21 protein-coding genes are annotated in these 20,167 nt (G+C 41.5%); 2 read left to right on the top strand and 19 right to left on the bottom strand.

Features of this window, described 5'->3' with window-relative positions; all coding sequences use genetic code 11:
- Positions 1-9 precede the first annotated feature (9 nt).
- The gene (locus Q4567_RS00770) at positions 10-1,146 is read right to left on the bottom strand and encodes a bifunctional tRNA (adenosine(37)-C2)-methyltransferase TrmG/ribosomal RNA large subunit methyltransferase RlmN (RefSeq protein ID WP_216048154.1); all 1,137 of its coding nucleotides are present in this window, start codon (positions 1,144-1,146) and stop codon (positions 10-12) included.
- Between the two features lie 105 nt (positions 1,147-1,251).
- Positions 1,252-1,683 (bottom strand): nucleoside-diphosphate kinase, encoded by a 432-nt coding sequence (gene ndk, locus Q4567_RS00765; protein ID WP_216048153.1) that lies wholly within the window; start codon positions 1,681-1,683, stop codon positions 1,252-1,254.
- Positions 1,684-1,977: 294 nt separating this feature from the next.
- Between ndk and Q4567_RS00760 the strand changes: the two genes are divergently transcribed.
- On the top strand, positions 1,978-3,867 hold the full coding sequence (locus tag Q4567_RS00760) for a choice-of-anchor I family protein (RefSeq protein WP_216048152.1): 1,890 nt from the start codon (positions 1,978-1,980) through the stop codon (positions 3,865-3,867).
- 181 nt (positions 3,868-4,048) lie between these two features.
- Here Q4567_RS00760 and Q4567_RS00755 read toward each other — a convergent pair whose 3' ends face one another.
- From Q4567_RS00755 to serB, 11 genes are all read right to left on the bottom strand, one after another.
- Entirely contained in the window at positions 4,049-4,864 is an 816-nt protein-coding gene (locus tag Q4567_RS00755) for a PEP-CTERM sorting domain-containing protein (protein WP_252729078.1), read from the bottom strand.
- Positions 4,865-5,300: 436 nt separating this feature from the next.
- A complete protein-coding gene (gene fdx, locus Q4567_RS00750) occupies positions 5,301-5,639 on the bottom strand; it encodes an ISC system 2Fe-2S type ferredoxin (protein WP_216048151.1) in 339 nt (112 codons plus the stop codon).
- A gap of 18 nt (positions 5,640-5,657) precedes the next feature.
- Positions 5,658-7,523, bottom strand: a complete 1,866-nt coding sequence (hscA, locus tag Q4567_RS00745; protein WP_303498974.1) for a Fe-S protein assembly chaperone HscA — start codon at positions 7,521-7,523, stop codon at positions 5,658-5,660.
- A 45-nt stretch (positions 7,524-7,568) separates the two neighbouring features.
- Positions 7,569-8,096: a co-chaperone HscB gene (gene hscB / locus Q4567_RS00740; protein WP_216048149.1), complete on the bottom strand. Its 528-nt coding sequence runs from the start codon at positions 8,094-8,096 to the stop codon at positions 7,569-7,571.
- A gap of 54 nt (positions 8,097-8,150) precedes the next feature.
- The gene (gene iscA / locus Q4567_RS00735) at positions 8,151-8,474 is read right to left on the bottom strand and encodes an iron-sulfur cluster assembly protein IscA (RefSeq protein WP_216048148.1); all 324 of its coding nucleotides are present in this window, start codon (positions 8,472-8,474) and stop codon (positions 8,151-8,153) included.
- Between the two features lie 24 nt (positions 8,475-8,498).
- Positions 8,499-8,885 carry a Fe-S cluster assembly scaffold IscU gene (iscU, locus tag Q4567_RS00730; RefSeq protein WP_303498972.1) on the bottom strand — a complete coding sequence of 129 codons (387 nt, stop codon included), beginning with the start codon at positions 8,883-8,885 and terminating at the stop codon, positions 8,499-8,501.
- Between the two features lie 59 nt (positions 8,886-8,944).
- On the bottom strand, positions 8,945-10,168 hold the full coding sequence (locus Q4567_RS00725; RefSeq protein ID WP_303498968.1) for an IscS subfamily cysteine desulfurase: 1,224 nt from the start codon (positions 10,166-10,168) through the stop codon (positions 8,945-8,947).
- 12 nt (positions 10,169-10,180) lie between these two features.
- On the bottom strand, positions 10,181-10,669 hold the full coding sequence (gene iscR / locus Q4567_RS00720; RefSeq protein WP_216048146.1) for a Fe-S cluster assembly transcriptional regulator IscR: 489 nt from the start codon (positions 10,667-10,669) through the stop codon (positions 10,181-10,183).
- 106 nt (positions 10,670-10,775) lie between these two features.
- The gene (cysE, locus tag Q4567_RS00715) at positions 10,776-11,585 is read right to left on the bottom strand and encodes a serine O-acetyltransferase (RefSeq protein ID WP_216048145.1); all 810 of its coding nucleotides are present in this window, start codon (positions 11,583-11,585) and stop codon (positions 10,776-10,778) included.
- A 19-nt stretch (positions 11,586-11,604) separates the two neighbouring features.
- On the bottom strand, positions 11,605-12,327 hold the full coding sequence (trmJ, locus tag Q4567_RS00710; protein WP_216048569.1) for a tRNA (cytosine(32)/uridine(32)-2'-O)-methyltransferase TrmJ: 723 nt from the start codon (positions 12,325-12,327) through the stop codon (positions 11,605-11,607).
- Positions 12,328-12,486: 159 nt separating this feature from the next.
- On the bottom strand, positions 12,487-13,491 hold the full coding sequence (gene serB, locus Q4567_RS00705) for a phosphoserine phosphatase SerB (protein WP_303498967.1): 1,005 nt from the start codon (positions 13,489-13,491) through the stop codon (positions 12,487-12,489).
- Positions 13,492-13,658: 167 nt separating this feature from the next.
- Here serB and Q4567_RS00700 point away from each other — a divergent pair, with 167 nt between their 5' ends.
- A complete protein-coding gene (locus Q4567_RS00700) occupies positions 13,659-14,279 on the top strand; it encodes an AhpA/YtjB family protein (protein ID WP_216048143.1) in 621 nt (206 codons plus the stop codon).
- 29 nt (positions 14,280-14,308) lie between these two features.
- Here Q4567_RS00700 and Q4567_RS00695 read toward each other — a convergent pair whose 3' ends face one another.
- Genes Q4567_RS00695 through lepA form a run of 6 tightly spaced genes read right to left on the bottom strand, consistent with a single transcriptional unit; the run spans position 14,309 to position 20,094 of the window.
- Positions 14,309-15,088: a TatD family hydrolase gene (locus Q4567_RS00695; protein WP_303498965.1), complete on the bottom strand. Its 780-nt coding sequence runs from the start codon at positions 15,086-15,088 to the stop codon at positions 14,309-14,311.
- A gap of 16 nt (positions 15,089-15,104) precedes the next feature.
- Complete coding sequence (pdxH, locus tag Q4567_RS00690; protein WP_216048141.1) at positions 15,105-15,770, bottom strand: pyridoxamine 5'-phosphate oxidase; 666 nt, start codon at positions 15,768-15,770, stop codon at positions 15,105-15,107.
- Positions 15,771-15,817: 47 nt separating this feature from the next.
- Complete coding sequence (era, locus tag Q4567_RS00685) at positions 15,818-16,699, bottom strand: GTPase Era (RefSeq protein WP_303499139.1); 882 nt, start codon at positions 16,697-16,699, stop codon at positions 15,818-15,820.
- Positions 16,700-16,722: 23 nt separating this feature from the next.
- Positions 16,723-17,400: a ribonuclease III gene (rnc, locus tag Q4567_RS00680; protein ID WP_216048140.1), complete on the bottom strand. Its 678-nt coding sequence runs from the start codon at positions 17,398-17,400 to the stop codon at positions 16,723-16,725.
- Positions 17,401-18,297: a signal peptidase I gene (gene lepB / locus Q4567_RS00675; protein WP_216048139.1), complete on the bottom strand. Its 897-nt coding sequence runs from the start codon at positions 18,295-18,297 to the stop codon at positions 17,401-17,403.
- Positions 18,298-20,094, bottom strand: a complete 1,797-nt coding sequence (lepA, locus tag Q4567_RS00670; RefSeq protein ID WP_216048138.1) for a translation elongation factor 4 — start codon at positions 20,092-20,094, stop codon at positions 18,298-18,300.
- Positions 20,095-20,167: the final 73 nt, after the last annotated feature.

Raw genomic sequence — 20,167 nt, 5'->3', positions numbered from 1 at the left:
CTAATCCAATTAGTTGGCAATTTTTACTGAAATTTGTTCGCCTTTCTGCTGTTTTTTCAGCATACGTTTAGTGCGATCCACCACGTCACCAACTAATTGCCCACACGCAGCATCAATATCATCACCGCGCGTTCTTCGCACCACTACTGTTATGCCGTAATCCATAAGCACTTTAGCAAAGCGATCAATTCGAGAATTACTTGAACACGTATAGGGTGATCCAGGATAAGGATTGAAAGGTATCAGGTTAATTTTACAAGGTGTCTCTTTAAGCACTTTAGCTAAAAGGTGCGCCTGATCAGTACTGTCGTTAATGCCGTTTAACATTACATACTCTACAGTTACTTTCCCCTGATTCGCATTAGACTTAGCCAAGTAGCGTCTAACACCAGCTAAAAACTCTTCAATCGGGTATTTTTTGTTAACCGGTACTATTTCATCTCGCAAATCATTGGTCGGAGCGTGCAAAGAAATTGCCAGCGCCACATCAATCATATCGCCAAGTTTATCCAGCGCTGGCACTACACCGGAGGTACTTAATGTCACTCTGCGTTTGGACAAACCAAAACCAAGATCATCCAGCATGATTTCCATCGCTGGCACCACATGTTTCAAATTCAACAATGGTTCGCCCATGCCCATCATAACAACATTGGTAATAGGTCGTTTCGCGGTGTCTTTTGATAAACCAATAGTGATTGCTACTCGCCATACCTGTCCAATAATCTCAGATACAGTCAAATTACGGTTGAAACCTTGTTGCGCGGTAGAGCAAAACGTACATTCTAATGCGCAGCCTACTTGCGAAGATACGCATAGGGTTGCGCGATCGCCATCTGGTATCCAAACAGTTTCGACTTCTTGCCCACCATCTAATTTCAACGCAAACTTGATAGTCCCATCAGTCGCATTTTGTTGATAAGCAATTTCTGGTGCACGAATTTCACAACGCTCAATTAATTTAGCGCGCAATGACTTATTGAAGTTAGTCATTTTTTCGAAGTCTGTTTCACCTTGCTGATAAATCCATTTCATCATTTGATCGGCACGAAATGGTTTTTCGCCCATAGACGCAAAGAACTCTCGCATCCCTTGGCGATTAAAATCTAACAAATTGGTTTTAGCCACTTGATGGACTACAGACATAAAACAAACAACCTCAATTAAAACTAAACGAATTGTACAATTTATAAGCTAACTTTACTACGACAAAAGGGGAGCAAAGCTCCCCTTTTGAATAAAGCTATTTGCTTATCGTGTGCGTGGGCAGATTTCTTCGTCAGAGAAGAAGTAAGCAATCTCACGAGCAGCAGATTCTGTAGCATCAGAACCGTGTACTGCGTTTTCATCAATAGAAGCAGCGTAATCAGCACGAAGAGTACCGGCTAATGCTTCTGCAGGGTTAGTAGCCCCCATGATTTCACGATGACGTAAAACAGCGTTCTCGCCTTCTAAAACCTGAACCATAACTGGGCCAGATGTCATGAAAGAAACTAGAGCACCAAAGAAAGGACGCTCACTGTGTTCTGCGTAAAATCCTTCTGCTTGTTCTTTGCTTAAATGCAACATTTTAGAAGCAACGATGCGCAAACCCGCTGACTCGAAACGATTATAGATCGCACCGATAACATTTTTTGCTACGGCGTCTGGTTTGATGATTGAAAAAGTACGTTCTAAGGCCATTGACAGGTCTCCGATTACATAAAAAAGTATTAGATAAAATTTCCGCGCGGATTATATGCAACTTTGCCCTCAATGACTAATTTATCTGACAAATTGGCTAAATATTTTTATTTAAGCTGTAACAAAAGATCAACAGTGCTGAAAGAAACACCAATAATCCCACTCGAATTTGCCATTAAAAGTCAGCTAAACGATTAATCGTCACAATTACTTCATACAAATGTAGCAAATATTTAATTTCCAACTCTTAATGTAACCGGCTGATTTCAATCACATATCGATAACGGAACAATAATGAAAGATCAGCTAAAAAAATTAAAATTAGGTCTAGTTGCCCTAGCAGTGGTAACTGCATTAGGTGGATGTACTCTTGATGGTGACGATGGTCAAGATGGCGCAACAGGTGCACAAGGTATCGCAGGGACAGATGGCACTGACGGTACAAATGGAGTTGATGGTCAGAGTTTACCTCGCGAGTTAGCGATTGAAGTGGTTGGCAGATTCTCTGCAGGTGGCGTCGAGATATACGGTAAAAGTGCCGCCGAAATTGTCCAGTTCCATGCAACATCACAATCTGCATTTGCGATTAATGCCGCTCTAAACCAAGTAGAGGTTATTTCCTTAAGCAATATACCAACGGCTGCAGTTGGCAATCCAATAATAGATACTAGCTTGACTTCACAAGCGTTCACTTTCCCAAGTAGTGTTAGCGTAAAAGATGCAGACGGTATTGATCAAACCGTGGCACTAGGTGTGGCTAATTCAATTGCTATAAACGGCGATTTGCTGGCCCTTGCTGTAGAGGGAGAAACGAAAACAGATAATGGCGCAGTATTGTTCTATTCATTAGATGCCTTAGGTCAAGGAACCTTCTTAAAAGCAGTTCTAACCGGTGCTCTACCCGACATGGTAACGTTCAGTGAAGATGGCAGTTTGGCCCTGATTGCCAATGAAGGTGAGCCTGATAGCGATTACGATGTTGACCCAGAAGGTAGTATTTCCGTTGTATCGATAACAGACATGGTTCCGGCCGATTTAGCTCAAACCATAAACTTGACTACCGACATGGTGTTCTCCAACGATACTTTAGATGACGAAGATTATGATACAGATGAAGAGCGCAGAGCATTGCTCGCATCTACAGGTGTCAAATTTGCAGGACCAGATGGCACTAGCGTAGCGCAAGATTTAGAACCTGAGTATATTGCAATGAGTGCTGATGGTAAGAAGGCCTATGTTTCACTACAAGAAGCCAATGCCATTGGTATTATTGATTTGGATGATATGACTATTGAAGTTAAAGGCTTAGGTTTCAAAGATTGGGGAACGTATGAATTAGACTTCACTAATAAAGATGAAATCCCAAGCTTTAGCAATGTACCTGGCTTATTCGGAATGTATCAACCAGACACGATTGCCACATACCAATGGAATGGCGCGACTTTTATTTTATCGGCTAACGAAGGTGACTCCAAAGATTGGGACGCATATAGCGAAGAAGTTCGTGTCGAAGATATCATTGACCCAGATGAGCTGAATATGCAGCTTTCTGATGAGTTACAAGCAATCTACGACGTTAGTGGTGCTGATGATGGTTTAGGCCGCCTCAAAGTAACCACTGCGTTAGGTGATGCGGACCAAGACGGCGTGTATGAAGCACTTTATGCTTACGGTTCTCGCTCTTTCTCAATTTGGGATCAAAGCATTAATCAAGTCTTTGACTCCGGTGATGACTTCGAAAAGATATCCGCTGCAATCTTAGGTAACGATTTCAACAGCGCGCACACCGAAAATAAAGGTGATAACCGTTCTGATGATAAAGGCGGCGAGCCTGAGGCTATTGCAGTTGGCGAAATTAATGGTCGTACCTACGCGTTTATCGGTTTAGAGCGTTCCGGTGATTTGTTCACATATGATGTCACAAACCCTTTTAATGTTGCGTTTGTTGCGCACAACAACAACCGCAATTTCGATACCGACTTCGAATTAGATGACGATTTAGAAAATCCGTGTGATGAAAATGAAGGGATGGATTGTGCAGAAGTGGCTGACTCAGGTGACCTAGGTCCAGAAAGTATCAAGTTCGTATCTGCAGGACAAAGCCCTAACGGCAATGCCCTACTCATTATCGGTAACGAAGTAAGTGGTACGGTGACGATTTATCAGGTTACTGAAATCGAATAGTTCTCAATAGATAGAGCAATACCCATAAAAAACCCCGGATTTACCGGGATGATTGAAACAAATTAGAGCCGCTATGTTGAAGTTACATAGCGGCTTTTAACTTTTTCTGAACATGTATAAACGAAAAAACACCGACCATTACGATCAGTGTTTTCAGTAAACGTGAATGGGAAAGTTTAGCTTACTTTCTAAATTTACGAGAAGCTAATCCCATTAAGCCTAAAGCTAAAATGGCTAGCGTTGTTGGCTCAGGGATATCATTTGGCTGTTCTTGCGTCACTTCGTTCAAATAAACAGCACCATCAAAGCTACCCAGTCCAGTCAAATGTGTAGTTCGAGCAAAGTTGTTTGCAATGTCATACGAATAAAGATTTCCACTAAAATCAATATCCCAATAGAGGTTTTTATCTGCATCGAAAGTAAACCCACTATCATTAACAAAAGCGCCATTATGAATTAAGCTTTGAGAACCATTTGTTCTATCTATCGAATATATATCACCGGCTCCATCATTCATCCCAACCAAATCATCTGTTACGTGATTATATGTCAAGCCACCAATACCAATGCCCATTGCAGCATTAATAGTTGTTGCCGAGCCATTACTCGTATTTAGTGAAAACAAACCTGAACCGTTTGAAAATTGAGTACCAAACAAAGTATTGGTAGTAGTATCAAAAGCAATTGCAAATAAATCGCTTATGCCGTGACTTCCAATTAATGTCGCAGCACCAGAAGTTTGATTGACAGTGTATAGATTATTGTTGTTTCTTCCACCTACCATATAAACTGTATCACTTGAAAAGTCGTAAGCCATACCACCAAAAAAAACATTTGTTCCTAATGCACCGATGGTTGATACTACAAAACTATCAGTATCAATACTAACCAACGTATCGTTTGCATTATCTACGGTCAGTATCACCCCAGCATTAACCAACCCGCTAACTGCCAAAGCTGAACCAGCAACTAAACCTTTCAAAAATCTATTATTCATTTGAGCTTTCCTATTTACTACCGATTTATTGAGCTTGGAAGGTATCCATTCAAGTGAAAAACAAACACCTGTCGAAACTTAAGCAAAAAGAATGCCGATTTAAATTAAATATTTAAAACAATAACTTAGATAAAGTATAAGGTTACATCTTTACAACCACGTAAAATAAATTGACACTGACAAAGGTACTTTATAATTGACTAAACTATGTTACGCGCACCTATAAGATAGACACCTAATCAATCTGTACTTCGTACAGAAAAATTCTCTAGCCACATAGATCGTTTCCATTCAGCTGCACTTGATTGTAGAGGAGAGTTATGGCCTAAGAAATCACGGTTAATTTAGAGTAAAAAAAGAGCCACTATTAAAAAATAGTAGCTCTAAGTTAATTCAACAGTCCGGGCTTTTTACAGGCCCAGCCTAACCCAAAAGGCTAGTGTCCTTCGCTTACTTGATTGACGGTGTATTTAGGAATTTCTACGACTAAATCTTCATCTTGAATAATCGCCTGACAGCCGAGGCGGGATTCTGGTTCGAGTCCCCAGGCTTTGTCTAACATGTCTTCTTCAAGCTCATCAGCTTCGCCTAAAGAGTCACTACCTTCGCGAATAAGCACGTGACAGGTAGTACAGGCACATACTTTCTCGCATGCATGTTCAATTCCGATACCATTTTTCAATGCTAAATCTAACACTGAAGTACCCTGCTCTCCTTCCAAAACTGCGCCATCTGGACACAACTCTGCGTGGGGTAAAAATATAATCTGTGGCATTATCGCGCTCCTTAAAACCTAAATTTCGTTAACTGAGTGGCCGGTAAGTGCCTGATTGATTGATTTATCCATTCGTCTTGCAGCAAATTCTTGGCTAATGTTGTCGACTTTTTCGATCGCCTGTTTAATGGCATCTATATCTTCGCTTTGAGCCAGCTTTAACATGGTAGACATAGCATCATCAATAGCCGCTTTTTCTTCCGCGCTGAGCAGCTCATCACCGTCTTTTTGAAGTGCACTATTCAACGTCTCTGCTACTCGTGTGGCTTCCACTTGTTGCTCTTTAAGCATTCTAGCTTGCATATCCTCTTTAGCATATTGCATTGAGGCTTTGAGCATGTCGGCCACTTCTTCGTCTTTGAGACCATAAGAAGGTTTAACCTGAATCTCGGCTTTCACACCAGTGGACTTTTCCATAGCGGTGACATTTAGTAGACCATCCGCATCAACCTGAAAAGTGACACGAATATGTGCCGCCCCAGCCGTCATTGGTGGAATACCTGTTAAATTGAATTTAGCTAACGAGCGACAATCTTTAACCAGCTCTCGCTCCCCTTGCAGCACATGCACCATCATCGCGGTTTGACCGTCTTTGAAGGTGGTAAATTCTTGCGCCTTGGCCACAGGGATAGTGGTATTTCGCGCGACAATTTTTTCGGTCAACCCACCCATGGTTTCAATTCCCAAGGATAAGGGCAATACGTCCAGTAGCAACATTTCACTGTCAGGTTTGTTGCCGGCTAATATATCAGCTTGAATGGCCGCACCTATGGCAACCACTTTGTCTGGATCGATGGAGGTTAATGGCGTTTTACCAAAAAATTCTCCCACCTTATGTCGAACCGAAGGCACTCGAGTAGAGCCCCCCACCATCACGACTTGCAGTACTTCATCGATTCCAATTTCTGCATCTTTGACAGCTCGTCTACACGCCCGTAAAGATTTTTTAATTAGTGGTTCAATCAACGACTCGAAAGTCATACAGCTAATCACCACTTGATGTGTTTCGCCGTTGTCATCTTTGAACTCAATGTCCACCGCAGAATCGTTACTGAGTGCTTCTTTAGCTTGTTTAGCGTCATCAAGTAAACGACGTCTTAAACCTTTAGAGATTTTGCCCGTTAAATTTGCTTTTTCACAAATATGTTCAAATAACAACTGGTCAAAATCATCTCCACCTAGCGCGGTATCCCCACCGGTAGCTAATACTTCAAATACACCTTTTGACAAACGCAAAATGGAAATATCAAAGGTGCCACCACCTAGATCATAAATAGCTATGACACCTTCTTGTCCAGAATCTAAACCGTAAGCTATTGCCGCTGCAGTGGGTTCATTCAACAGACGTAAAACGTGTAATCCGGCCAATTGCGCCGCATCCTTTGTGCCTTGGCGTTGAGCATCATCAAAATAGGCTGGTACAGTAACCACAGCCCCAGTGAGCTCATCTCCTAAGGAGTCTTCAGCACGGGCTTTTAGATTGCTCAAGATCTCAGCTGAAACTTGGATGGGGTTAACCACAGCACCTGGTACTTGAATGGAGATTTGCCCATCATTTGAGACAAATTCATAAGGTAAGTTCGGGTACTGACTCTGGATATCTTCCAGACTTCTTCCCATCAAACGTTTGATTGATACTATCGTGTTGGCCGGATCTAAATTTGCCGATTGTTTTGCCTGCTCACCGACAACAATTCCGTCGTTAGCATACTGAACAACTGAAGGTAAAATATGTTGACCAAGGTGGTCTGGCAATGTTTCGGGAGATCCACTTCGTACTGTGGCGACTAAAGAGTTGGTAGTACCTAGATCAATGCCAACGGCTAGTTTACGTTGATGTGGTGCAGCCGTCTGACCCGGCTCAGCAATTTGCAGTAATGCCATAATTGGTTCTAACTCGCTTTTTAATTTTAGTGAATCGCAGTCGCGCTAATCGTCAAACAATGCATCTTCTTTCAGTTCAATTTCTTTATGTAACTTATTCAAAAACTTCAATTTTCTGACTTCAGCTGCAGCTAGATTATTTGCTTCTTCGGTTTGTTTTTCGAGTAATTCTTGCAACGCTTCAAAGTGTTGTTTTGTATGTATCGCGACATCTTCATCCAGTGTTGTTAGAACCTGCTCAGGTTCCGCAGCACTCTCTATCTCGGATAACTGTTCTCGCCATTCCATTTGCTGCATTAAAAAGACCGGATCTTGCATTGTCTGCGTTTCATGTTGCAGCGAAATACCTCTTAGCTCCAACATATGTTCAGCGCGAGAAAGCGGATTTTTGAGAATTTGATAGCCGTCATTAATCTGTGCGTTTTTTTGCACAGCCATGAGTTTTTCTTGACCACCAGCGTTAGAAAATTTATCTGGATGGGTCACTTTAGCCAGCGATTGATAAACATTGGCCAATTTGGCGTTATCTATCTGATATGTTTCTGGAAGCCCAAAAAGCGCGAAGAAGTTCATAACTTTGTTTTTCTTTCAATCAAATGAATAGTACAACAGTTGCCAACAAAAGCTTTAAACATTAAAGCTTTCGCCGCAACCACACTCGCCGTTCGCATTCGGGTTATTGAATAAAAATCCTTCATTTAACCCTTCTTTAGCGAAGTCTAGTTCTGTACCGTCAAGATAAACCAAGCTTTTCGCGTCAATGATAATTTTTACACCATTGTCTTCAAATACTTCATCATCAGCGTTTAGTTCGTCGACAAACTCCAAAACATAAGCTAAACCGGAACAACCAGTAGTTTTCACGCCAAGGCGTAAACCTACTCCTTTTCCACGGCCTTCTAGAAATGTTCTAGCCCGCTTTGCAGCGGCGTCTGACACTTTAATTCCCAAAACTGGCTCCTATCACTTTCTTTATTAAGCTTTAGAATGCTTAGACTTGTAATCTTCCACAGCGGCTTTGATTGCATCTTCCGCTAAAATTGAACAGTGGATTTTTACAGGTGGCAATGCAAGCTCTTCAGCGATGTCTGTATTTCTAATTGTTACAGCTTCATCAAGCGTCTTACCCTTAACCCACTCTGTTACCAACGAACTTGATGCGATGGCAGATCCGCAACCATATGTTTTAAATTTGGCGTCTTCGATTAAACCGTTTTCACCAACTTTAAGTTGTAGTTTCATCACATCACCACAAGCAGGCGCTCCTACCATTCCAGTGGCGATAGTTGGGTCGTTTTTATCAAATCCACCAACGTTGCGTGGATTTTCGTAATGATCGATTACTTTTTCACTGTAAGCCATGTTACTTACCTCTTAAATTACGATTTCTCGCGTTAATTCCAATTTGATCGATTCACCTATTAGTGGTGAACCCATTCAACTTTAGTCAGATCTACACCGTCTTTAAACATATCCCAAAGCGGTGACATTTCACGTAGTTTGTCGATTGCATTTTGCACCACACTAACAACATGATCGATTTCTTCTTCAGTGGTAAATCTACCAATACTGAATCGAATCGAGCTGTGAGCTAATTCATCATTTAGTCCTAAAGCTCTGAGCACATAAGACGGCTCCAAACTTGCTGAAGTACAAGCTGAACCTGAAGATACTGCCATGTCTTTGAGTGCCATAATTAATGACTCACCTTCAACATAGGCAAAACTCACATTTAAGTTACCTGTTATACGCTGATCAAGATCGCCATTTAGATAGACTTCTTCGATGTCTTTTAGGCCATTCCAAAGACGGTCGCGAAGTTTTAAAATTCGCGCATTTTCTTCAGCCATTTCTTCTTTAGCAATACGGAACGCTTCACCCATACCAACGATTTGGTGAGTTGCCAACGTGCCTGAACGCATGCCTCTTTCATGTCCGCCACCGTGCATTTGGGCTTCAATTCTTACCCGCGGCTTACGACGAACATACAGGGCACCTATGCCTTTTGGACCATATATTTTGTGCGCAGAGAAAGACATTAAATCGACTTTCAAGGCCTGTAAATCTATTTCAATTTTACCGGCACTTTGCGCCGCATCAACATGAAACAAGGTTTTGTTGTCTCTACAAATTTCACCAATTTGTTGAATATCCTGAATCACACCGATTTCATTATTTACGTGCATGATACTAACGAGCACAGTATCTGGACGTAAATTCGCTTTAAATTCTTCTAAATCCAATAAACCGTTTGGTTTTGGATCCATATAAGTTACTTCAAACCCTTCTCGCTCTAATTGACGACAAGTATCAAGTACCGCTTTATGTTCAGTTTTCAGGGTAATAATGTGCTTACCTTTCTTACTATAAAAGTGAGCAGCCCCCTTAATTGCTAAATTATTGGACTCTGTTGCACCCGAAGTAAACACGATTTCTCGTGGATCAGCATTTACCAAATCAGCAATTTGATTTCTGGCAAGGTCAATGGCTTCTTCAGCGATCCATCCAAATTTATGGGAACGAGAAGCCGGATTACCGAAATTGCCTTCTAGGGTTAAACATTCCATCATTTTTTGGGCTACACGGGGATCAACCGGAGTGGTTGCCGAATAATCCAAATAGATAGGTAAATTAATATTGCTCATTTTAGGCTCCACTTATAGTTGCAAGCTAATTTCAATTTCATTTGCAACAACAGTATTAAGTTGTTTAGTTCTGTCTTGTCTTCCTGCTACAGTTTTTACGTCTTGTTTGGCCATTAGTTCACCTAACGTAATATTGTTCAGGAATTGACTAATTCGTTCACTCAAATCATGCCAGAGGCTATGAGTAAGACATCTCTCTCCACCTTGGCAATCAGAATTGCCTTGGCATCGTGTTGCATCGACTGACTCGTCTACCGCACGTATAACTTCGCCTACTGCGATTTCTTCAGGTACACGGCCTAACTTATAACCGCCACCTGGACCACGAACACTCTGTACAAGATTTTCTTTTCTTAAACGTGAGAACAATTGTTCTAAATAAGACAATGAAATTTCCTGACGCTCCGAAATATCGGCTAACGAGACCGGCCCTCTACGGGAATGTAATGCAACGTCTAGCATTGCAGTTACAGCATATCGGCCTTTGGAAGTAAGTTTCATAGAAAATACCAGTTAACAAGATACCATGAATTCTCACATACCCGACTAATTTAGTCAAGTATTAGACCTAGTAAATTAGTCAAGTATTACCAAGGAGTTGTAATTGTCAGATTGATGGGTCAAACGCGTCTTTGGCTTTTTGATAATCATCAACAAGATCAGAGTCTTGGAAGTTATCCAAATTAATAGAAGGCAAAGAATCTCCGCACACTTTCCCGCCCATTTTATTAATTTCTTTACACATTTCTTCCACTTTAGTGTCAATCAAATGTACATGATCTAACATTACACCAATGGCGTTCGCTACCGGATCGGGATTATCTGGGGCTACTGCATAGGCATCAAAACCGTATTTGCGCGCGATTTTATCACGCCGCTGATGTTTATCCTGATCTTTTTGCTGTTTTTGAACGACTATTCTGCCCGGAATACCAATAACAGTGGCATTTTCGGGTACATCCTTAACCACGACAGAATTTGATCCAACTTTTGCACCTTTATGCATAGTGATAGGACCAAGCACTTTGGCTCCAGCGCCAACGACTACATTGTCTTCTAAAGTAGGATGACGCTTGCCACCGTTCCAACTTGTGCCGCCTAGAGTCACACCGTGATAAAGTGTCACATCGTTACCAATCTCAGCCGTTTCTCCAATCACTACACCCATGCCATGATCGATAAAAAAACGTCGACCTAGTGTTGCACCTGGGTGTATTTCAATACCGGTCATCCAACGTGAAAAGGTGGAAATGCTGCGGGCAAGCCAGAGCCAATTAGATTTCCAAAGTTTATGAGCAACACGATGTAACCAAATAGCATGCAAACCTGGATAATTAGTCAGTACCTCAAAAGTAGTACGAGCAGCAGGATCTCGATGAAATACACTTTGGATATCTTCTTTTATTCGCTCAAACATATTATTACTTTGGAAAATCCTAATCTTTGGCTTTAATCGACTTATCCACTGACGCCAAAATACCTCTTAATATATTCAGTTCTTGGGTTTCAGGACGGGCGCGATTGAATAGACGTCTTAATTTGGTCATCACCATACCGGGATGTTGCGGAATGATGAAATTCGTTTTTGATAGGGTTTGTTCCAAATGACTATAAAAACGCTCTAAATCATCGGCCAATGGGTATTCATTCGGCTCATCTTCGATACGTGATTTGTTTAAATAGGCCATCCTAATTTCGTAACACAAAGTTTGAACCGCGGCTGCTAAATTAAGTGAGCTGTACTCTGGATTCGCTGGTATACACACATGGAAATGACATTGCTGTAATTCTTCATTACTTAAACCATTGTTTTCACGTCCAAAGACCAAGGCTACTGGGTACTTTTCTACCTCACTAATCAATTTTTCTCCACACCCTCTTGGCTCAAGCATCGGCCATGACAATGTCCGTGAGCGGGCACTGGTTCCCACAACTAAACCGCAATCTTTCACCGCCTCTTCTAAGGTTGAGACAATTTTTGCATTTGCTAACACATCTCCCGCCCCCGCGGCGAGTGCGCTCGCTTTACCATCCGGCTTATCGATAGGGTCTACTAATACTAATTGACTCAAACCCATGGTTTTCATCGCTCTAGCGGTTGAACCAATGTTGCCTGTATGCGAGGTATTCACTAATACTACACGTACTTTTGCAAGCACAGAGCTGTCAAGATTAGAACCAGTATTTACAGAGTTAGACATAATTATTTTCTTTTGTTAATCACGATTTAATAAACGAACTGATTTAATAAACGCACTAAAGCAAGTTCTATACAGCCTATGATTTTAACACAATGCCAGATTACTTTTTTGATAAGACTAACTCTTCAATAAGGCGAGCAGACCATCTGCCGCGCAAAACCTAAGGGCAGCGTCAGCTTGTTGGCGAACAACGGGTTTAGCATGATAAGCCACTCCCAGTGCCGCTTGCTTCATCATAACCAAATCATTGGCTCCATCTCCTAGAGCAATGGTTTGAGACGCATCGATTTGATAACGCTCAGCCAATAAATTGAGGGTGTCGGCTTTACTTTGTGCACCGATAATGTCACCTAGAACTTTTCCAGTCAGTTTACCCTCTACAATCTCTAGTTGATTGGAAATGGCATAATCTAAGCCTAAGCGTTCAGCAAGATAATCTGCAAAGAAGGTAAAACCGCCTGACGCTATCGCTAATTTCCAGTTCGCTTTTTTTAACTTTGCTAATAAACGACTGATCCCAGGGTTGATCGGAATAGCATCACGAACTTGTTTCAGAATTAACTCATCAGCTCCTTTTAAACACGCCACTCGGCTATTAAGGCTCTGAGCAAAATCAAGCTTACCTTGCATGGCTAATTCGGTTACTTCTGAGACCTGAGTCCCCACACCAGCCAATTTTGCGATTTCATCGATACACTCAATACCAATCACAGTGCTGTCCATATCCATGACTAATAACCCTGGCTTTGCCAACGTAGGCCGCTGTTTTACAAGACTAATATCTACTTGGAAGCTAACCGCTGTAGATTCAATAACAGCCGCTAAGTCTGGTGAAGGTTTAATTTCAACTTCTGCTTCAAACGCGCAACCATTGCTTCCTTCATAACCAGGCTGAAATACCTGAATACTCAGCACATCTGCCAATGCCGTTTGAACCTGAAACAATTTTTCTAAATTCAAGCTTTCTGAAAATAGCACCAATTGCTGAGAACTTGCTTCACTGGTTTCAGCCAATTCAAATTGAAGCTCACATGGTAATGTGAAATTCACATTTTTATGATGAAGATTGGTCAGATACTTGGCAGATAGCCATTCTTCTTTTGATAATTTGGTCGATAGCACAATTAACCCACCGGAATATTATTTAGGACAGGGATTCTACCGAAATCAATAAGTGACGCAATAAGATATCCCTATGACATAGAACAATTAACAAGGTGCACTTAAATTCGTAAATAAAACAACAACTCATATTGGCAAACGTGACAAATTGTCTTATTGTCTTGGGCATGGATATAACAAAATTCGGATTGGCTGAATCAGCCCAAAAAGTCCCCAGTAATTACTCAATTTTTAAGCGGGTGGCAAATCTCACCTTACTGGTGGTGGCCGCTGCTATTTGCGTGAATATTTGGTTATTAAATACTGATCAATCACAAAATTGGCACAACAATCAATCTACCCAGTTAGGTCGCAGTTTAGCCAAGTTCACAGCGGATTTAATTGCGCCTCATTTGCAACAAAAGCAAAATGAACAAATTCTAAGTTACATAAACCTGCTATCCAAAGACAAACATGTCGCCGGTGTTTCAGTTTATAACCGCAATGGTGAGGTAGTTGAAAGCAACGAGCAAAATGCATCCGTATTGGCGAGCTTTTTACTCGAAGATGAGTTTCCTCTGGTATTTGTCGAAGAAGTTGTTTTAGATGACAACGTGCTGGGTTACGTGCGTTTATTACTCGATAAACAGCAAGTGATGCTATTTCACCGAGAATATCAAAACCAAATTTATAAACAGCTTTTAGTTTTGATGTTGCTTGCTGGTCTAGTTGGGCTGCTGATTACTAGGGCCTACTACAAATTACGCTTTCGCCATTATGAGAAAGTAGAGAAATCTAACCGAAAATAACAAAATGCTGTAACAGCAAACCCAAAGCTCTAATTCTTTTCGTCATTGAACGCAAAAAGTTCGCAGCTGTTAAGCGATGTTTGTTTGATGACCTGCTCTACCCTTACTCCTTTGATAGTGGCAATGTGCTGGGCTATTTCAGGCAAATACTCAGGACTATTGCGTTTCCCCTGCCGGCCGCAAATGGGCATATCAGGGGCATCAGTTTCCAACAAAACAGCGCTTAGCGGAATTTTTTTCAGTACCTCTCTAGTCTTACTCGCCCGAGGATAGGTTATGACGCCGCCAAATCCCAATTTGAATCCCAAGTCCAAGTAGCTTTGAGCTTCCTGATAACTGCCAGAAAACGCATGTATTGCACCACCTTGTTGGAATTTTTGCTGTTTTAAAGTGCGGATGATCGCATTATGAGAACGGCGGTGATGGATAATAGCCGGTAGCTTAAAGTGATTGGCGATATTGAGTTGTTCAGTGAAGAAGCTTTGTTGTTTTGTTTGATTTTGTTGGTCAGAGTCATGAAAATCAAGACCAATTTCCCCGACGGCGCGCACTTCTGGATGCTGTTCGATGAAAAGGTTAAGAGAATCGATATCGGCTTGGGCGCTTTGCTCAATAAAATAAGGATGTACACCCAACGCATACTCTAGCATTGATGTGTTGTTGCATAATTCAATAAGTGACTGCCAACGAGTCGCAAGCGTACCTGGGATAAGGATTTTATTTACACCAACTTGTAAACAACGGTTCAGAACCGCCATTCTGTCGACATCAAAGGCTTCAAAGTCTAAATGGCAGTGGCTATCAATCATTACCGCCAAAGCTCCTTTAAGGCATTAAACGTTGGATCTGCCAATCTCGACTATCAGTCTCTGAAGTACTATTAGAGTTGTCTAAGGTATAAACAAACCGATTATGTAAACGGTGTTCTCCGCCCTGCCAGAATTCGATTTCATGAGGAACAACTCGATAACCGCCCCAAAATTTAGGTACTGGAATTTCTCCAGCCGAAAATTTCTTTTTCACTTCATCAAATTTACTCATTAGCATTTGACGAGTAGAGATAGGTTGGCTTTGTTTTGATGCCCAGGCTGCAAGTTGACTTTCTTTTGGTCTAGAGAAAAAGTACTTTGCCACCTCAGCAGTGGAAAGAGGTTGTGCAACGCCGCAAATTTTGACTTGTCGTTCCATAAAATACCAAGGGAAATGCAGCGATATTTTTGAATTGTTGGCCAATTCAGTTGCTTTTCGACTCCCCAGGTTGGTATAAAAAACAAAACCTCTGTCATCCACATCCTTTAGCAACACAATACGTTGCGATGGCTGACCATCTGCGGAAACCGTTGCAACTGTCATTGCCGTTGGATCCGGAGTGCCGGAATCAATTACCAGCTTGAGCCAATGGTTAAACTGAGTTATAGGGTTTGAATCGAGATCTTCTTGACGTAACTCACCAAGATTATAATCTCTTCTGAGACCATGAATATCCGCCATCTCATTCACCTTTTCAAATTAGTTTACGAATCAAAAGACCGCAGTCTTTAGTAATTATTATCCCCGTAACCTAGACTTCTGAGCGCTCGCTCGTCATCCGCCCAGCCAGACTTAACTTTGACCCAAAGCTCTAAAAATACTTTGTTATCGAATAGGTTTTCCATATCTTTTCGCGCTTCAGCTCCAATGGTTTTCAGGCGTTGTCCGCCCTTACCTATCACCATACGCTTTTGGGTTTCACGTTCGACTAGAATCAATCCATTAATACGATAAACACCATTATCGGCCAGCAAAAACTGCTCTATTTCTACGGTCACAGAATAAGGTAATTCGTCACCAGTAAAGCGCATTAATTTTTCACGAACGATTTCTGCGGCCATAAATCGACTCGACCGGTCGGTAATGTAATCCTCAGGAAAATAAAATTCGCTTTCTGGTAAGGTTTCATGAACCATTTCTCGAAGCTCTTCTACATTGCGTCCTAGCTTAGCTGAAACTGGCATAATTTTTTCAAAGTTATATTGTTCCTGAAGCCATTGCATATGTGTCATCAATTGGGTTTTATCTTTTACGTTGTCACTTTTATTTATTAACAACCAACAAGGTAATCCTGACTGTTTGACCTTACTCAATACCATTTGGTCATCTTCAGTCCACTTCGTACCTTCGACTAAAAACAAAACTAGACCAACTTCAGCCAATGAACTTGATGCTGCACGGTTCATCAACCTGTTTATTGCGCGTTTTTCTTCGACATGCAAGCCTGGAGTATCAACAAAAATAGCTTGATGCTGAGCTTCAGTATCTATTCCCATAATGCGGTGGCGTGTTGTTTGCGGCTTACGAGAAGTAATACTGACTTTTTGTCCTAACAGCTTATTCAGCAGCGTAGACTTACCCACATTGGGACGGCCAACAATGGCAACCATGCCACAATATGTTTTTGCTTGTATCACTTTAATTTCTCCAAAACCTGTTTAGCTGCCTGTTGTTCCGCTTTCCTACGAGAACTGCCACGACCGGATACCTTTTCAGATAGACCTTCTACCGTACAGCTAACCACAAAAATTTGGTCATGATCTTTACCTAGTACTTCGGTTACTTCGTATTCCGGCAAGGGCAACTTCCGGCCTTGGAGAAACTCCTGAAGCTGTGTTTTATTGTCTTTGGGATGAGCACTTGGATCTAAATCATTAAAACGAGAGCTGAACCAATTCAAAATTAATCGTTTGCAGCAATCTAATCCTGACTCCAAATAAATTGCACCAATGATTGCTTCGACTGCATCGGCTAGTATTGAACTGCGGCGATAACCACCACTTTTTAGCTCTCCAGAACCAAGCAGCAAAATATCTCCTAGCTCAAACTCTCTACCCACTTCAGCTAAAGTTTCACCTTTCACTAAGGTCGCTCTCATTCTGGTGAGTTTGCCCTCCGGTTGAAGAGGGAAACGTTTGAATAGTTCTTCGGCCACGACTAGACCTAATACGGCATCACCTAGGTATTCCAAACGTTCGTTGTGGACATTCTTGTAACTACGATGAGTTAACGCCAAGGTTAGGTTATCAGCATCTAAAAATTGGTAGCCGATACGATCATAGAGTTTTTGATATGAAGGGTTTAGCGACATTTATTCAATGCCACCCACACGCTCAAAACGCACACCGGTAGGAATCCATGTTGGTAAAAAGTCCTCTGGGGCACGTTCAAATTCAAAACTAATCCAAATGGCGACCGCTTTACCAACTAAATGGTCATCTGAAACGAATCCCCAAAAGCGGCCATCTTCGCTGTTGTCGCGGTTATCACCCATAACAAAATAATTTCCTTCAGGGACAACCCACTCACCTATTTTGGTGCCACGTTGCTCATAATATCGACTGATATCATCAAGCCTTCTCGGAAAGATTAAGATCTCATGATTAACATCACCTAGTTGCTCACTTAGCTTATTAATCTGATAACCTTGATAGTTGTACTGCCCTAAAAAGTCTCTTTCCACTTTGTACTCAGGCAAACAATTTTCACCTGTAGGACATGCAGGTTTGATATAAAGATCTTTTGAGGAATAACTGATGGTATCACCAGGTAATCCCACTACTCGCTTAATGTAATCCAATTTAGGGTTTTCTGGATATTTGAAAACAACCACATCACCGCGTTCAGGTTCCCCAGTTTCAATAAATTTAGTACGTGTAACAGGGTCTTTCAATCCGTAGGAAAACTTTTCCACTAAAATGAAATCCCCGACTAATAATGTTGGCATCATTGAACCAGAAGGGATCTGGAAAGGTTCATACAAGAATGAGCGTAAAATGAGTACGAAGGCAATTACCGGAAAAATTTGCTGAGCGGTATCTACGATATAAGGAATCGGTAGCTCAGCGCCTTCAGGCAATGGATTACCGTCATTCGCTGCAACCACTTTTTGCCGACGTTTTGGTGCAAACACCTTTGCATCTATCAACCAAATTAAGCCTGATGCAACTGTTAAAAAAACTAGAAAGAGTGAAAAGTAATTTGCCATTTATTTTCCTACCTTGAGTACGGCTAAAAATGCATCCTGCGGTAACTCTACATTACCCACTTGCTTCATACGTTTTTTACCTTCTTTTTGCTTCTGTAAAAGCTTTTTCTTACGACTCACATCACCACCGTAACACTTGGCTATAACGTTTTTACGAAGTTGTTTTATTGTGCTGCGGGCAATCACGTGATTACCTATGGCCGCTTGAATCGCGATATCAAACATTTGTCTGGGGATCAGCTCTTGTAATTTTTCAACTAAATCACGACCTCGACCTTGAGCATTATCTTTATGGGTAATGACCGCTAAAGCGTCAACTCGCTCACCATTAATTAAAATATCTAAACGTACCATATCGGCAGCGCTAAACTTAACAAAGTTATAATCTAGCGATGCAAATCCACGGCTGGTTGATTTCAAACGGTCGAAGAAGTCCATAACGACTTCGGCCATGGGCAATTCGTAAATAACCGCAACCTGTTTGCCGTGGTACGTCATATTGGTTTGCACGCCACGCTTTTCGATACATAGGGTAATAACGTTGCCCAAATAATCTTGCGGCACCAAAATATGCGCTTCAACAATCGGTTCGCGAATTTGTGCAATGTCGTTAAGAGGTGGCAATTTAGAAGGATTATCTACCTTGAGTAACTCGCCTTTGGTGGTTTCAACTTCATACACCACCGTTGGCGCTGTGGTAATCAAGTCTAGATCGTATTCTCTTTCTAAACGTTCTTGAATGATCTCCATGTGCAGCATACCCAAGAATCCAATACGGAATCCAAAGCCCAGTGCAGATGAACTTTCAGGTTCATAAAACAATGACGCATCATTTAAGGTCAGTTTCGCCAAAGCATCGCGAAAATCTTCGTATTCATCTGAGCTAACTGGGAACAAACCAGCATATACTTGTGGTTTAATTTTTTGGAAACCAGGTAGTGCCTTCTCAGCAGGATTTTTAGCTAAGGTAATTGTATCGCCAACAGGTGCACCTTGAATATCTTTAATACCCGCAATGATGTAACCCACTTCACCGGTTTTAAGCTCGCCTGTCTTGGTTTGTTTAGGGGTGAATATACCCACATTGTCAACTTGATGTACCGCACCATTTGACATGATTTGTATTTTGTCTTTAGCGGTTAGCTTGCCTTCCATTACCCGCACTAAAGACACAACACCTTGATAGTTATCGAACCAAGAATCGACAATAAGCGCTTTTAGTGGTGCGTCAGGGTCACCTTCAGGAGGAGGAACTTGACGAACAATCACCTCCAGAACATCTTCAATCCCAACCCCAGTTTTGGCAGAGCAGCGCACTGCATCGATAGCATCAATTCCTACGATATCTTCTATTTCTTCGGCAACGCGATCAGGCTCAGCTTGAGGAAGATCAATTTTATTTAGAATAGGAACCACTTCCATATCTAAATCGATGGCGGTATAACAGTTTGCTAATGTCTGCGCTTCAACACCTTGCCCCGCATCTACAACTAATAGCGCGCCTTCACATGCTGCTAATGAACGAGATACTTCATAGGTAAAATCAACATGTCCTGGCGTATCGATGAAATTTAACTGGTAAGTTTCACCATCTTTAGCAGTGTAATTTAAGGTCACACTTTGGGCTTTTATCGTAATACCCCGTTCCCGCTCAATGTCCATAGAATCCAAGACTTGCTCAGACATCTCACGTTGGGTCAAACCGCCACAATGCTGAATAAGTCGATCCGAAAGGGTCGATTTACCATGGTCAATATGGGCTATTATGGAAAAGTTACGAATGTGCTTATGTTGCATAGTTTAAGACTGTTACCTACAGCTAGCGTTCCTACCTCTTAGTAAATGAGTAGGAACTAGTAAAAAAATATTT

Origin of the sequence: Aliiglaciecola sp. 2_MG-2023, assembly GCF_030548145.1 — a bacterium.
Lineage (GTDB): Bacteria > Pseudomonadota > Gammaproteobacteria > Enterobacterales > Alteromonadaceae > Aliiglaciecola > Aliiglaciecola lipolytica_A.
This window is presented reverse-complemented; position numbering and strand designations above follow the sequence as displayed.